The sequence below is a fragment of the Sphingobacterium sp. JUb56 genome (assembly GCF_014191365.1).
Lineage (GTDB): Bacteria > Bacteroidota > Bacteroidia > Sphingobacteriales > Sphingobacteriaceae > Sphingobacterium > Sphingobacterium anhuiense.
Genome location: NZ_JACHWL010000001.1, coordinates 3,473,718 through 3,490,400, shown reverse-complemented (window position 1 = coordinate 3,490,400; position 16,683 = coordinate 3,473,718). Strand labels below are relative to the sequence as shown.

Annotated in this window: 10 protein-coding genes; 4 read left to right on the top strand and 6 right to left on the bottom strand. The window is 33.9% G+C overall.

The features are described 5' to 3' along the window. Window positions 1–275 precede the first annotated feature (275 nt). Window positions 276–4,124, top strand: coding sequence for a TIM-barrel domain-containing protein (locus FHR29_RS14930; protein WP_183915565.1), 3,849 nt, complete (start codon window positions 276–278; stop codon window positions 4,122–4,124). Between the two features lie 209 nt (window positions 4,125–4,333). Beyond that, window positions 4,334–5,287: an arginase gene (locus FHR29_RS14925; RefSeq protein WP_183915563.1), complete on the top strand. Its 954-nt coding sequence runs from the start codon at window positions 4,334–4,336 to the stop codon at window positions 5,285–5,287. A 139-nt stretch (window positions 5,288–5,426) separates the two neighbouring features. Here FHR29_RS14925 and FHR29_RS14920 read toward each other — a convergent pair whose 3' ends face one another. The 4 genes from FHR29_RS14920 to FHR29_RS14905 all read right to left on the bottom strand — a co-directional run bounded on the left by FHR29_RS14920 (window position 5,427) and on the right by FHR29_RS14905 (window position 10,447). Continuing rightward, window positions 5,427–8,600 (bottom strand): AsmA-like C-terminal region-containing protein, encoded by a 3,174-nt coding sequence (locus FHR29_RS14920; protein ID WP_183915561.1) that lies wholly within the window; start codon window positions 8,598–8,600, stop codon window positions 5,427–5,429. Between the two features lie 216 nt (window positions 8,601–8,816). Then, window positions 8,817–9,197: a VOC family protein gene (locus FHR29_RS14915; protein ID WP_021189761.1), complete on the bottom strand. Its 381-nt coding sequence runs from the start codon at window positions 9,195–9,197 to the stop codon at window positions 8,817–8,819. Beyond that, window positions 9,197–9,640, bottom strand: a complete 444-nt coding sequence (locus tag FHR29_RS14910; RefSeq protein ID WP_021189762.1) for a VOC family protein — start codon at window positions 9,638–9,640, stop codon at window positions 9,197–9,199. The genes FHR29_RS14915 and FHR29_RS14910 overlap by 1 nt, the downstream gene beginning before the upstream one ends. A gap of 243 nt (window positions 9,641–9,883) precedes the next feature. Continuing rightward, the gene (locus FHR29_RS14905) at window positions 9,884–10,447 is read right to left on the bottom strand and encodes a Crp/Fnr family transcriptional regulator (protein ID WP_132771982.1); all 564 of its coding nucleotides are present in this window, start codon (window positions 10,445–10,447) and stop codon (window positions 9,884–9,886) included. Window positions 10,448–10,741: 294 nt separating this feature from the next. Here FHR29_RS14905 and asnB point away from each other — a divergent pair, with 294 nt between their 5' ends. Next, window positions 10,742–12,430: an asparagine synthase B gene (gene asnB / locus FHR29_RS14900; protein ID WP_183915558.1), complete on the top strand. Its 1,689-nt coding sequence runs from the start codon at window positions 10,742–10,744 to the stop codon at window positions 12,428–12,430. Between the two features lie 58 nt (window positions 12,431–12,488). Here asnB and murI read toward each other — a convergent pair whose 3' ends face one another. Together murI and FHR29_RS14890 are read right to left on the bottom strand one after the other, a co-directional pair. Beyond that, window positions 12,489–13,319 (bottom strand): glutamate racemase, encoded by an 831-nt coding sequence (murI, locus tag FHR29_RS14895; protein ID WP_132771981.1) that lies wholly within the window; start codon window positions 13,317–13,319, stop codon window positions 12,489–12,491. Window positions 13,320–13,371: 52 nt separating this feature from the next. Then, window positions 13,372–14,796, bottom strand: coding sequence for a glycoside hydrolase family 125 protein (locus tag FHR29_RS14890; protein ID WP_132771980.1), 1,425 nt, complete (start codon window positions 14,794–14,796; stop codon window positions 13,372–13,374). Between the two features lie 199 nt (window positions 14,797–14,995). Here FHR29_RS14890 and FHR29_RS14885 point away from each other — a divergent pair, with 199 nt between their 5' ends. Continuing rightward, a complete protein-coding gene (locus FHR29_RS14885) occupies window positions 14,996–16,642 on the top strand; it encodes a gliding motility protein RemB (protein ID WP_183915556.1) in 1,647 nt (548 codons plus the stop codon). Window positions 16,643–16,683 lie beyond the last annotated feature (41 nt).

Genomic DNA, 16,683 nt, shown 5'->3' with positions numbered 1-16,683 from the left:
AGGTCAGAATAATAACTTAGTTCTGACCTTTTGTTATTTCATCTAAATGCTAATGCTATATAGCTGTTTCTGATAAGTAGAATTTGATTGAAGGAGTTACAAATTGATATGCACTTTAATTTAAATTGAAGAATAATGTATTTTAATAGATACAATCTTTTATTTTCAAATCTCTTTCCTACATTTACGGACCTATAAATACAGTTTTAAAACAAATTATTATTTAACGTCTAAACAGCTATAAATAAAATAAGAAAACACAAAATTGTAACATAATGTATAAACAACACAGAAAGGTGATGTTTGCTTTGGCATTTCCTTTAATGGTTAGTATTGCTCCTACGCAGGCCAATTTCAAGGGAGAGGCTTTGCAGAAGCAAATTAATCCAACGTTAACTATTGTGAGCGCAAAAAAAATAAATGCGACGACAATAGAGGTTTTATTTTCCGATAATCAACGATTAACATTTGATTTTTACGGAGGACATATTTTTCGTTTGTTTCAGGATAATACCGGAGGTATCATTCGTGATCCAGAAGCCAAACCTGCAGCTTCGATATTAGTTTCAAATCCCAGAAAGCCTGTTCATCTTTTAAATCTTAACGATTCAAATAATCAGATAACTATTGCTACAGATGAAATTTCTGTTGTTATTGATAAGTCAACTAATTTATTGACTGTTGTTAATCAAAAAAATAAAGACAAGTCTATTGTTTTTACAAAACCTATTCAATTTGAAAAGGGAAAGGTAACTTTAAGTCTTCAGGAAAAACCGGAGGAGTATTTTTATGGAGGAGGTGTTCAGAATGGTCGTTTTTCTCATAAAGGAAAAGTAATCTCTATTGAAAATCAAAATAGCTGGACCGACGGTGGTGTTGCTTCGCCTACTCCTTATTACTGGTCATCCGGAGGATATGGTTTTATGTGGTATACTTTCAAGCCCGGTAAGTATGATTTTGGTTCAAAAGAAAAAGGACAAGTTCAATTGACACATGACAGCGACTATCTTGATGTCTTCTTCATGGTAAATGATGGCGCTGTTCCTTTGTTGAATGATTTCTATCAATTAACAGGAAATCCTATTTTACTTCCGAAGTTTGGTTTTTATCAAGGTCATCTGAATGCTTACAACCGAGATTTTTGGAAAGAGGATGAAAAGGGCATCTTGTTTGAAGATGGGAAGCGCTATAAAGAAGGTCAAAAAGATAATGGCGGTATAAAGGAGTCTTTAAATGGAGAATTGAATAATTACCAATTCTCGGCGCGTGCTGTTATTGATCGTTATAGGAAGCATGATATGCCTTTTGGCTGGTTGTTGCCTAATGATGGTTATGGAGCGGGTTACGGACAGACAGAAACTTTAGATGGTAATATTGCTAATTTAAAAAGTCTTGGTGATTACGCACGTAAGAATGGGGTTGAAATTGGATTGTGGACACAGTCTGATTTACATCCAAAATCTGAGATCAGTGCATTATTGCAACGTGATATCGTAAAAGAAGTGAGAGATGCTGGAGTTCGTGTTCTGAAAACGGATGTTGCCTGGGTAGGTGCTGGTTATTCTTTTGGATTGAATGGTGTGGCGGATGTTGGTCATATTATTCCTTATTATGGAAATGAAGCTCGACCGTTCACTATTTCATTAGACGGATGGGCAGGTACGCAACGTTATGCCGGCATTTGGTCTGGCGATCAAACTGGTGGTGTCTGGGAATATATCAGATTCCATATTCCGACATATTTAGGTGCAGGTTTATCTGGCCAGCCTAATATTACATCCGATATGGATGGTATTTTTGGAGGTAAAAATAATGCGGTCAATATTCGTGATTTTCAATGGAAAACTTTTACTCCAATGGAGTTGAATATGGACGGGTGGGGTTCGAATGAAAAATATCCACATGCACTGGGTGAGCCTGTTACCTCAATTAATCGTAATTATCTGAAATTAAAATCAGAGCTTATTCCTTATGCTTATAGTATTGCTAAAGAAGCAGTAGATGGTTTACCGATGATCAGAGCACTGTTCTTAGAGTACCCAAATGCTTATACACAAGGAACATCTACACAGTATCAATATTTATACGGTCCTTCCTTTTTAGTAGCTCCTATTTATCAGGCTACGAAATCTGATGATAAAGGTAATGATGTGCGTAATGGCATTTATTTACCAGAGGGTACTTGGGTAGATTATTTTACAGGTGATAAATTTACTGGAAATGTTATTCTCAATAATTTTGATTCGCCGATCTGGAAATTGCCCGTATTTGTAAAAAATGGTTCCATTATTCCCATGGCAAATCCAAACAATAACGTTCATGAAATAAATAAAGGACTTCGTATTTATGAAATCTATCCAGAAGGAAAAACGTCTTTTACGGAGTATGATGATGATGGGGTTTCTGAAGCTTATAAATTAGGTAAAGGATCTTCTACCTTAATTGAATCATCTTTAGACGGAAAAAATCGGTTAGCTGTTACGGTGAATTCTACAATTGGTGATTTTGATGGTTTCGTGAAAAATAAGCAAACAGAATTTAGAATAAACGTTACTTCAAAACCTAAAAAACTGACTGGACTGATTGGAAAACGCAAGGTTAAATTGGTTGAAGTAAATTCTTTAGGAGAATTGGCTAATCAAGAAAATGTTTATTTTTATGATGCTGCGCCTAACATGAATAAGTTTGCAACTAAAGGTAGTGAATTTGAGAAGCAGATTATTACTAAAAATCCTGTTGTACATATTAAATTGGCCTCTACAGATATTACAGCAAATAATGTAAGCTTACTGCTGGAGGGATTTGAATTTAATCCACAGGATCGTTTCCGCATTTCTTCGGGTGCATTGATTGCGCCTCAAAATGCTATTGTTAGTGAAGATAATAAAGCTGCATATACATTGAAGCCGACATGGAGCAAGGTAGACCATGCTGATTATTATGAGATCGAATTTAAAGATATGCTTTATTCGACGATCAAGGAGAATGAATTGCTCTTTGATGGGTTAAGTCCAGAAACGGCGTATACTTTTAAGTTAAGAGCTGTCAATAAGAGTGGTTTTTCTGATTGGGTTGAAGTTAAGTCCGTGACGAAGTCAAATCCACTGGAGTTTGCTATTCATGATATTAAAGGCGAAACAACAGCTGAGAATCAAGATGGATCAGGAGTTGATAAATTGTTTGACTTTGACGAAGGTAATATGTGGCATACTGCATGGGGTAAAAATGCATTACCATTTGATATGATTTTAGATCTAAAGTCTGTTAATCAATTGGATAAGATTCACTATTTACCTCGTACAGGTCGTGGTAACGGTATTGTGCTGAAAGGTAAAGTTTATTATAGCGCAGATAAAGATAGCTGGACAGAAGCAGGTGCATTTAACTGGGCTAATAATGATGAACTGAAGATCTTCAATTTTGCTAATCAGCCTACAGCTCGTTATGTTAAGTTAGCAATTACTGAAGGAGTCGGCGGATTTGGTTCAGGTCGTGAAATGTATGTTTTTAAAGTTCCTGGTACAGAGAGTTACATTCCTGGTGATATCAACAACGATCGTTTGATAGATCGAAATGATTTGACTTCTTATACAAATTATACTGGTTTGAAAAGGGGTGATGCTGATTTTGAAGGCTATGTTAGTAACGGTGATATTAATAAAAATGATTTAATTGATGCTTATGATATTTCAGTTGTAGCAACTCAATTAGATGGTGGTATCAAAGATCCTAAAGTCGAAAAAGTTGCAGGTGAAATCAGCCTATCGATTCCGAAAGCAAGTTATAAGAAGGATGAGATCATTGAAATTATGGTTAAAGGTAAGGATCTTAAATCTGTTAATGCCATCAGTTTTGGATTACCATATCAGTCGCAAGATTACGAATTTATTTCAGTTCAGGCGTTAGCTGTTAAAGGGATGGATAACCTGACCAATGACCGACTTCATACTAGTGGTGAAAAAGTATTATATCCTACTTTTGTAAATATTGGCGATCAAAAAGCTTTAAATGGAAATGAAGATCTATTTGTTTTGAAACTTAGAGCAAAAAAAGATTTAAAATATACATTGAAAGCTGTTCAAGGGTTTTTAGTTGATAAAAATCTGAATACATTAAGATTTTAAATTCTTTTTATTTTTTATAAAAACGGGCTTAGAGAAATATTTCTAAGTCCGTTTTGTTTTTGATTCTTATCCTAGTATTAGACGGTATTATTAACTTGAAATAATTATCTTTATATAAACAATTATAACCCAATGAGTGAATATTAAGTATTCATATTATGTTTCGTGGTTTTTATTTTTAATTGTATGCCTAGTTTTAGATTTTATGTATGAAAAGATCCATAAAAATTATCAAAAATAGATCTGATATAGGGGCTGGAACAAGAGGTTCCGATTTAGGAATTGATGCTATTGAGGTTGCTGCGATTAATAAGGGAAGCCAATACTTTCATAATTATCCTCATATTGATGTGGAAACTCGCAATGATGCAGTTTACGACCCGTCCTTCCATCCCTATGCTAAAAGAATTAAAGAAGTCTACGAGCAATGCCGTGAGGTTGCACTTGTCGTTGAAAGGACATTAAGAGAAGGTTTCTTTCCTTTAGTTTTTTCAGGGGACCATTCATCTGCTATTGGAACTATTTCTGGAATAAAATCTGTTTACCCCGATCAATCATTAGGGGTAATTTGGATTGATGCTCATGCCGATATCCATTCTCCTTACACCACTCCTTCTGGTAATTTACATGGTATGCCTTTGGCAGCTACATTAGGCGTAGATAATTTATTGTGCACAGTTAATCGGCCTGATGAGGAGACGAAAAAATATTGGCAGAAGTTAAAGGGTATTGGTGGACATTTAGGGAAATTTCAGGCTCAGGATTTGATTTATTTTGGTGTACGTGATACTGAACCTCCTGAGGATATATTAATCAATGATTTAGAAATTAAGAATTATATTGTCGACGAGGTTCGTCAGTTTTCTGTAAAGGGCTGTATACGTGAGGTGATGAAGAAACTCGCCGGTTGTGATCTGATTTATGTTTCTTTTGATGTTGATAGCATGGATAGCGAGTTAATTTCTGATGGAACTGGTACGCCTGTACCTAAAGGTTTTTATGCTTCTGAAGTTATAGAATTGCTTGAAGGTATATTAAGCTCTAAGAAGGTTGTTTGCTTTGAGGTGGTAGAAGTAAATCCGTTATTGGATCACCAAGGGAATAAAATGGCTGAAGTGGCTTTTGAAATATTGGAAAAAGTAACTAAATCCATCGAAAGATAATCTATTATTCATGACTTTTAAAATTTGAATGGATTAAAAAGGCGAAGGATTATTTGATAAAAACAATCCTTCGCCTTTTTAATTTTAATATTCTTTAAGTATCTATTGTGATTTTGGATACCTTTTTTTATTTTATCGTCTATTTGTTGGATATTGTGATTGAATCTTGCATCAATGATTCTCGATATAATTTTTTATCATCATTGTCCATATCTGTATCCAGATCATCTTCTTTATATTTCCCTAATTTTATTATTGGGTTTTGTGCACTACCAGTTATTCGCATTGGAACTCCAAAAATACCAAAAGGAGGGAGCCCTAATCGGAATCCAAGATTCATCTTACCATCCAGTGTGACCTGTCCTTCAAAACGAGGTCTGAAAAATCCCATTTTCATTTTAGTACGTGCAATAGTCATTACATTATTGGCTATGGATGTATTGATCTTTACTTTTTTGACCGATCCATCAGCTAGACTTTCTTTTGAAGTTTCTTTTGAAATGTTGTTCAATAGTTTAAACCCCATGAATTGGATCTGTTCAAGGGTCAAGGAACCACTTCCTTTTATTGAAGGCATTATTGGATTCATGTTGTTATCTAGAAGTCCTGATAATTGATACTCAAGCGATACCAGTCCATGGGCATTTTTCGCAGAAGAAACCATTTCTTTAAACATAGGGATTTCATGATAAGCACGCTGGATGTCAAAACTATCAGCTTTTACGAGGTAATCAAATCGAGCTTTATTGCTGTTCAATGCTTTATATTGACCATTCATAGCCACTTTTAATCCTGAAAGTTCAAATCCTGTATTTGAGAATGAAAGGTTTCCATTTTGAATTGATACTTTGCTCGTTAGTTGATTTAATGTAAGCTGATCATATTTCATTTTATTTACGATGCCATTAACTGAGATATCTAGATTTTTTGGTAGTAAAATTACGCCTGAATTAGTACTTGTTGGGCTACTGTTTTCAGTTTCAGCAAAAAATGTAAAATCATTTACATTAATAATGGGGCTGCTTAATTGAAAATTACCTTTTAATGTCTGTGTTGTGTTTGTGAAGTATTGGATAAGATTATCTAAGTATCCTGTAATATTTAATTTGTTATGTCCATATGAAGATGCGACATCGCTAAAAACTAACTTCTCTTTGGCAAAAGTGAAATGTCCTTTTTTAATATTAAAGGGTTTAGGAAATAATTCAGATTGTACTTGTATTTGCCCGATGTCTAATGTTCCATGGTTCTTTAATTTATGGTATTGCCCACTTGTAGCATCGCTTTGTAATCCGGCGAGATCCAGATCGGTTCTAATATAACCATTGACGTTTATCCCCTCTATGGCAAATATTTTATATAGGGGTTCTAAATTAAGCTTCCCTTGAGACTTAATTGCATAGCGGATATTTTTAAAGTTTTGCAAATCTGCTTGCAAAAAGAAAGATTCGCCAGCTAAATTGAAAGATATCGGTAAAACTTTAACTTTTAAATCTTTTAAAGAACCTTTTTCACTGGATATAAAGGTTTCAATATTTATCTCCTCAATTGGAAGGGGATAATTTAGTGTTTTTAGAAATCCGTTTTTTAAAGTAACTGTTGTATTTGTTTGTGGAAAAGTACCTTTTTTTAGATCCATTTTACCATCAGCTACCATATTGACAAAGATTTTTCCCGATATTTCAAGGCTATCGACTGGATATACTTTTTTAATATCGGCCAATTGAATATCAGCCTGCATATTTGATTTGACATCTAATTTTAGCAAATCGTTGATATGTATAAATCCTTTTATGTAATTGTTCAGTGCTTTAATGTCAATATGATCTAATGCAATTTGAGCATTGGTGATTTTTGCATCATTACATTTTGCTTTTAAATCATACTCAATTTTTTCGATAGCTGAAGGTAAATTTGCGAGTTTGAAATACCCTTTGCGTAACGTATTGTGAATATCAAAATTAGGTATAGATGCAATGGTAGTATCTATTTTATTTCTTAATCCTGAGGTTTTAATAGCCGTTGCGTAGGTTCCATTAATAAAACCAGCTAACATCCAATTTCCTCTAAAGCTTAAGGTGGGCAAAGCTAGTGCATTACTGACAGCACTTAAGTCTAGATTACTTTTAAATTCAGTATTTACATATAAAGGATTTAGTCCTTTAACTATTCCTTTGCTGTTGAAATATCCGGAAGCAACCTTAAATTCAAATTGTTTTAATTCAATTAAAAGAGAATCTGGCTTTAATTGAGGAAGGTTAATCTTAAGTTTTGTCTGTAGATCTTCTATTGGGATTTTAGCCGTCTTATTGGAAAAGTATCCATCTGTAATATTTAAACCCACGGTAAGATCTGGCATTTTATGTTCTTCCACAATGTATTCCCCTACGAGATCTATGAATAGTTCTGAGTTACCTTTTATTTTTGTTTCGGCCAACCATTTCGAGTAGGAGGTCGGAACTAAAGATAGTAATTCAGATAAAGTGCTTTTACTGGATTTTAATTTAAAATCCAGATGATAGCCATTTGTTAAGAAACCAAATTCACCTTTAAATTTAACAGGAAGTTTATTGATCCGAATGTCATTCCTTTCAAATATAAAAGCCAATGTATTGGTGTTTACTTTAGTCATGAGACTGGCATGTATCATTTTATCATCTACATATTTTTCTCCGTCGAAAGTTAGGCTTAATGATTGTATGTCTACTTTGCTATCTAAATCAAAAAGTGAAGACATGAGATCACCATGACCTTCATAATCCATTTTTTTAGCTTCTAGGATGATTGGAACTGATAAATCCTCGTAATACACATCTACTTTTTGAAGTAAAATGCTTTTAAAGGCTAAGTCAATTGCGGTACTTGTTTCATCAGTATTTGTTATTTTATCATTCTTTTTTTTAACGATATTATAATTAGACTCACCATCTTTATTTACTTTAACATGGATTTTGCCATGATCGATATAGAATTGTTCAACGACAATTTTTGACTTTAAAAGGCTTAGAATATCGACTCCAAGACTTACCTGTTTTGCTTTTAATAGCTCAACATCTTTAAATGGAGCAGATCCTTTTAGGGAAAGGTCATGAAGGGAAGCTGTTAATGCAGGGAAGTGGTCGAAGAAAGATAAATGAATTTTACTGTAATTTAACTCGCCATCAATCTGATCATTAATAACCTCTTTAATTTTTGTATTTACTTGTTCCTGAAATAATAAAGGAATAGTAAAAATGAGTGCAATAAATAAAATACAAGCTGTAAAGATTATTTTACCAGTGAGTAAAAAGTAGGGTAGATATTTTTTTAACACAAATTCTTTTTTTGAATTTGCAAAGAACGTATAAATCTTTGTAAAACAATATTGAAAAATTACAATTTTCAATATTCCTATACAAAGTGATGGTAAAGAAATTCGGAGCCTTTATAAACTTGATCTTGTGAAACGGATAGCAAATAGGGGGAAGATATTTTTATAAAATATACTAAAGGGATTAATAAATAAGTTATTAATCCCTTTAGTATACGTTTAATGAGCGTTGATGTCCACTTCAAATATCCCAAAGATATTGTTGTCCGGATCAGTAAAATATCCTTGATAACATTTTCCTATTACTGCAAACTTAGGTAAGGCAATCTTTCCGCCATTATGTAAAATATTTGCTGATGTCTGATCAAAATCGTCAACTTCCATTGAACATGTAAATGCATTAGTGCCACAATTTGACGGAGGAACTTCTGCTGGACGTTTTAATAATCCACCCATTATACCTGCTGTTTCTATTCGATAGTATTCAATTGGAAGGTTTTCTTCTTTAATAAATGTCCAACCAAAAAGTTGTTGATAGAATGAAGCAAGGTTTTTAGGATCAGTTGCTTGAATCTCAAAGTATACAACTGCATTTTTCATTATTGCATTTTTTTATTCCCTTCAAAATGAATCATCCACGAAATACCATATTTATCTTGGAATGATGAATATAGCTCAGCCCAGAATTGTTCTCCTAATGGCATTTCGATATTTTGTGCTTCTGCAGTGAGTTTTGCATATAAGTCTTTTGCTTCATCAGCTGTTTTTGTATCCAACATTAAATAAGCATTTGTTCCAGAAGTTGCTTTATGTCCGAAACCTTCGATACAATCGGATCCCATTAGCATGACAGAATCATTGATTTTAATTGCTGTATGCATTATTTTATCTCCTGCATCAGCAGGTAGTGGATAATTTGGATCGGCTGGCATATCCTTGAAGCGGTATATACCTAGTGATTCTGTATTAAAAACAGATTGGTAAAATTTGAAAGCTTCTTCGCAATTACCGTTAAAGTTTAAGTAAGCATGTAAAATAGCCATAATTTTCTTTTTTATATTTAAGTTATATCAAAGTTAGTTGTTGATTTGACAACTGTATGTCAGTAAATAAATTGGTAAAAAATATTTTTATTATTTAAGTTTTGTTTCTATTCATAAACCAGAATATAAAAGAACTGTTTTAAAGTCTTGACGATCTGTTGCTTTATTTATCTTACTCAAAAGTAAAGTAAACCCTAATCAATCGACTTCGCATAGGACAAGTAATTTTACTGCTCGGATAAATTATATTTCTTTTCGGATTCGACTTAACGATGTGTCTGTTATGCCTAGGTATGAAGCTATATATTTTAAAGCTGCTTGCTTAATTATTTGGGGTTTGGTACTGATTAAATTATGATAGCGTTCGGTAGCAGAAAGTGAAACCATATCTATAAAACGTTTTTTGTTAATGTGTAAAGCATAGGTCATCCATGATCGTCCCCATTCATTAAAAGCTGGAATGGTATGATACAAAGATTGAAAGGTATTAAAATCAATTTTCCAAACGCTACAGTCAGTTAAACATTGAAGATTTTCGGGAGAAGGAAATTGAAGAAAAAGTGAAGTGACTTCGATAACTACATCATGATCACCAAAGAAATCAGTTGTAATTTCATTTCCATTATAATCATGAATAAATGACCTTATGAGGCCACTTTCCAAAATATAGTATTCATGTGCCTTTTCGTCTTTGCGGAGTAAAAAATCATTTTTAGAAAAATGAAGAAGCTCATGTCCGGTCATTATTTTATTTAGGTCACTTTGTTTAATTGCTAGATTTTCATAATGATGAAGTAAAGCTTTCATAATGGGTGATTTATATTTTTTTTCTAGTATGAATTTATGCAAAAAATGCCAAATCTGGTTAGAAAATGAAACAAGTATATTTAGTAATGCATGTTTTATTGTTGATTATTAGAGGGTTCTTTATTTTTTATTTGGTACTGATTGAGTCATTTTAATGTATAAATGGTAAAGAACTTAGTTGTTTAATGTTAAATTTTTAATAAAATTTAAAAAACATTATGAATTTAATTATTTATTGCTTTAATTTGTGTCAATAATTCAATCAAAAGAAAGAAACAATAAAAAAACAATAATATGTGTGGTATCATCGGAGCATTTGATTTAAAGGAATCTGTCACATTAATCAGACCTCAAGTTTTAGAAATGTCTAAGCGTATACGTCATCGTGGACCAGATTGGTCAGGTATTTATAGTTCAGATCTGGCTATACTTGCGCATGAGCGACTAGCTATTGTAGATCCAAAATCGGGTAGTCAACCTTTATATAGTCCAGACGGGCAAGTTGTCTTAGCTGTTAATGGCGAAATTTACAATCATCAGGAATTGCGCGATAGTCTGCCAAATTATGATTTTGCTACACAATCTGACTCTGAGGTTGTACTCGCTTTATATTTAGAGAAAGGACCTCAATTTATAGAAGATTTAAACGGAATTTTTGGTTTTGCTCTTTATGACGCTCGCAATGATTCATTTTTTGTCGCTCGTGACCATATGGGTATTATACCTTTATACTATGGTATGGATGATAAGGGACAATTTTTTGTTGCTTCGGAATTGAAGTCCTTAGAAGGATTTTGCACTACTATGGATCAATTTCCTCCGGGACATTATATTTATAGCATTGAAAGTAAAGAGCCTAAGCGTTGGTATTCAAGACAATGGGAATCATATGACGCAGTTAAGGATGCTGAAACAGATATAGCTAAATTGCGTGAAGCTTTAGAAGCTGCTGTTCACCGTCAATTGATGTCTGATGTCCCTTATGGTGTCTTATTATCCGGAGGTTTAGATTCATCAGTAATTGCTGCTGTAACAAAAAAATTTGCTTCCAAACGTATAGAATCTGGTGATGAAGAAGAGGCGTGGTATCCACAATTGCATTCTTTTGCTGTTGGATTAAAAGGTGCTCCAGATTTAATTGCTGCACAAAAAGCTGCAGACCATATTGGCACTATCCATCACGAGATTAACTTTACTATTCAGGAAGGGCTCGATGCTATCCGCGATGTTATTTACCATTTAGAAACTTATGATGTTACTACGATAAGAGCTTCTACACCGATGTATTTATTATCACGTGTGATCAAATCTATGGGGATAAAAATGGTTCTTTCAGGAGAAGGTTCTGATGAGTTATTTGGAGGATATTTGTACTTTCATAAAGCACCGAATGCTAAAGAATTTCACGAAGAGACAGTTCGTAAATTGAAGAAATTGTATTTATATGACTGTTTGCGTGCTAATAAATCTTTAGCGGCATGGGGTGTGGAGGGACGTGTTCCATTTTTAGATAAGGAATTCATGGATGTTGCCATGACGATCAACCCAAAGGATAAAATGATTAAGGATGGTAAAATGGAAAAGTGGGTGTTACGTAAAGCATTTGAAGATTATTTACCAGAAAGTATTGCCTGGAGACAAAAAGAGCAATTTTCTGATGGTGTAGGTTATAGTTGGATCGATACTTTAAAAGAACAGGCTGAAAGTAAAGTAAGTGATGCCGTATTTGCAGGTGCGGCGGAAAGATTTCCTATCAATCCTCCTAAAAATAAGGAAGAGTTTTTATACCGTACGATCTTTGAATCACATTTCCCTTCAGAAGCGGCTGCTAAAACAGTGCCCTCTGTTAAGTCTGTTGCTTGCAGTACTCCTGAAGCTTTATTATGGGATGCGTCATTTCAAAACTTAAATGATCCATCGGGCAGAGCTGTTGCTGCGGTTCATAATGATAGTTATGTTAAAAAAGAGGTATTGGCTGATTAAGATCTAAATTACATCGATAAAATGGAAAGGCCTCATCTTTTAGTAGATGAGGCCTTTTTTATGTGACTTTAATGTGTGTAGCTTTAATTTTTTGACCGAAAAATATTTCTGCTTTTGATTCAAAATCAAGTGGATCATCGGTTGTATAAAATTGCATGCTTCCATTTTTAGAACTTTTGTATTCAATATCATGGTGCAGGTCCAAATATTTTTCTAAGCTTTTAGCGACGAGTGGTCCCTGTGAAATGATATTGATATGGCTGGGTACAAATTGCTTAATTACGGGTAGTAATAAGGGATAATGTGTACAGGCCAATATGATGGTATCAATATCAGGCGATTGTTTTAAAAGTTTTTCAATATCTTTTTCAACGAAATATTTTGCTCCTTCTGTATTGATTTCATTATTTTCAACTAAAGGTACCCAAAAAGGACAATCGTGTTGAAATACTTTTATTTCGGGATAAAATTTGTTGATTTCAATTTTGTAGGATTCCGATTTCACTGTCCCTGTTGTTGCTAGTATGCCCACCTGATTTGTTTTTGTGAATTCTTTTACAATTTCAGTTGTTGGACGAATGACACCCAGTACTTTTTTTCCAGGAGGAAGGTCATTTTGTTGGATTGAACGTAATGCTTTGGCAGAGGCTGTGTTACAAGCTAGAATAACAAGATTACATCCTAAATCAAATAACTTAAATACACATTGTTTTGTAAATTCATAGACGGTTTCGAATGAACGGGTTCCATAAGGAATGCGAGCATTATCGCCTAGGTAGATGTAATCGTATTGAGGCAATTGTTTTTTGATCTCTTTAAATACGGATAAACCACCATATCCAGAATCAAATATCCCTATTGGACCAATTTGTTTTTTTTCTTGCTCCATAAAAAAGTGCTATAAGTATTACCTTATAGCACTTTTATTACTATAGGGTAAACTATATTTGTTTAAGCAAAGATGGTTTTTCTTTATAAATTTTCCATATTAATTCTCCAAATAAAGTATTTTGCCATGCAAACCATTTTCTGGTAAAGTTTTTTGGATCGTCTTTATGAAAGGATTCGTGCATAAAACCTGTATCTCCATGTGTAGCAATCAACATTTTAACACATTCGATTACCTCTTTATCATTATTTGATGTAAAGGCACGCATCATGATAGACATTGGCCAAATGAAATCGCGACCAATATGTGGTCCACCGATACCTTCTCCAGCAGTACCTTTAAAGAAAAACGGATTGTTTTCTGATAGGATATATTGACGTGTACGTTGATATACGGGGTCTTCTACTTTTACTGCATCCAAATATGGTAATGAAAGTAAACTTGGAACGTTTGCATCATCCATCATTAAGAATGAGCCGAAGCCATCAACTTCAAAAGCATATACTTTTCCAAATTGTGGGTGATCTATTATTCCATGTTTTTGAACAGCTGCTTCCACTTCATTGGCTAGTGCTTCCATTTTAGTGGCTAAAGTATTGTTATTTTTGACTTTTCTTAAGATTTCTGCAGATTGTCTAAGGCTGACTACTGCAAAAAGATTAGAAGGAATCAAGAAAGAAAAAACAGTTGAATCATCTGAAGGTCTAAAGCTGGAGCAAATCAAACCAACAGGTTTAACGGGATATCCATAACCATCAACCTGCAGGGTGTCTGATCCTCTTGGCGTGGTACGCATAAATTTATATGGACCTAGATTTTCTTTACGTTGTTGCTCAATAAATGTCTGATAGATTTTTTCCTGTGCAGCTTCCCATTCTTCATTAAAAGGGCCTGCATCATTTGTTTCTTTCCAGTAGTGATAGGCGAGTCTGATGGGGTAACATAGCGAATCGATTTCCCATTTACGTTCGTGAATCCCTGGTTTCATGTCTGTATGGTCACTGAACCATTCACCTTTTTTTGTAGGATCATTGTAGAATGCATTAGCATAAGGATCTATGTTGATGCATTTACTCTGTTTATGTATTAATCCAGAAATCAGATTTTTCAAACTTTTATCATCTTTCATAAATGCGAGGTATGGCCATACCTGAGCGCTACTATCTCTTAACCACATCGCATCAATATCACCCGTAATTACATAGGTATAATTGCGATTATTTTCAACATATGGGAATACTGTTGTGTCTAAGGTATTTGGAAGACAGTTGCCAAATAACCAAGCCAATTCTTTATTACTTGTTGCTTTACCAAATGTTACAATTGCATTTTCAATAGCTTTACTTGAAAATAGACGTTTATCTGCAGGAATACGCACTGTTGGGAATGAAGTCTGATTCGAAGCAAAAGATACTTTGCTTGCAAATAATCCAGCACCCAATACGGCTGAATTTTGAATGAATGTTCTGCGTTTCATTGTTAAATTTCAAAAAGGTTATTTATTATCATACTGGTTTTCTCTGTATTGCAAGGTAATAAAAAATCGTTAAAATGGAAAGCAAATACGTTTTAGCATGTTTTTTTTGTAAATAGTAATCTTTATAAGTTTAAAAAAGCGTTATTTTGTTTTTTAGGAATAGATTTTGCTGTCCTATTTTACTGTATAAAAAAATCTCATGAAAGAAAAAGTGTCATTAAAATTTTTAGCATTTGCTGGAGTGCTTGCACTTGGTATGCTAAATCAGAACGAATTAAGCGCACAAATTAAAAATCAACCCTATTCCTATCAACTTTCTCAAAAAATGAACGATGTACTGTATTCGCCACATACGCGTTTACATACATCATCTAAACCATTTCTATTTACCGATGAATTATTGGCGAAGTTTGATTCTATAAAAACGAATCAGCCGGTAGCTTCGGATAATTGGTTTATGCGTAAGATATTTAATGAACATCTTATTGAGGTAGAGAAAGATGATTATACTTTTTATGCTGATTTATTGCCCGATATGATAATTGGGAAGGATATGATGGGAGATAAACGCCGTATTTGGATGAACTCTAGAGGTTTTCAAGCGGGAGTCACAGTGGGAGATAAATTTACATTTTACACCAGTGCAACGGAAAATCAGGCCGTTTTTCCAGAATATTTGTCGGATTATATCGATGATAGAAAAGTTATACCAGGAGAGGGGAATACAAAACATCAGTCTAATAATAAGAAAGACTGGATGAATGCAACTGCTAGTTTAACTTATGATTTTAGTAAGCATTTTCAGGCTACTGTAGCTTATGATAAGAATTTTATCGGTGATGGATACCGTTCGCTTTTATTGTCGGATTTTTCTTCTAATTATACACATTTAAAATTTACAGGTACGATTGGTAATGTTCAGTATACTTCAGTCTGGGCGTATATGAATGATCCAACCAATAAACGTTCTAATGCCTTAGGTGAGACTGAGCGATATGGTGACGGTAAGAAGTGGGGTGTTTTTCAGTATGTGGATTACAATGCTACGAATAGATTTTCGATTGGATTTTTCCAGGCCATCACCTGGGCAAATCGTGATGCCGCAGGTACTCGAGGTTTTGACTTTACTTATATTAACCCCGTGATGTTTTTACGTCCGGTCGAATCTAATAATTCAACATCTCCGGATAAGATGTTTTTAGGTTTGAATACAAAGTATAAAGTTCTTAAGAACATAACAGCTTATGGCCAGTTCCTATTAGGTGAATTTACGGCAAAGGAGTTTTTTGCGGGTAAAGGTTATGTGCATAATAAATGGGGAGCTCAGTTTGGTGTAAGGGGATATGACATATTTGATGTAAAAAACTTAAACTTTTTAGTTGAATACAACACAGCCAGACCTTATACCTATGCCCACTTTGATTCTGGTTCAAACTACAGTAATAATGCTGAGCCATTGGCGCATCCTTTGGGAGCTAATTTTAGAGAGGTTGTTGGTATTGCTAACTATGCATGGAAAAGATTTGATTTTTCTGCGCAGCTGAATTATAATGAAAAGGGGTTAGATCTTGAGGATGGTTCAAATATGGGAGGTGATATTTTTCAGTCTTACCGTACTTTTGCTAACATGTATGGTAATCATATTGGGCAAGGGATAAAAAGTCAAGTCGTTTATGCAGATGCTAAAGCTGCTTATGTTCTGAATCCTAAGTATAATCTTAGATTCGAATTAGGTTATTCGCAACGTTATCAAAAGATACAATATGAGACCCCGCTAACGCATAAATCGGGTGTATTTAGTATTGGTCTTCGTTCAAGTTTTAGATCATTATATAGTGATTTTTAGTCTGTAAATTGTTTAAAAGAAACCGAGCTTGGTTGCTCAAG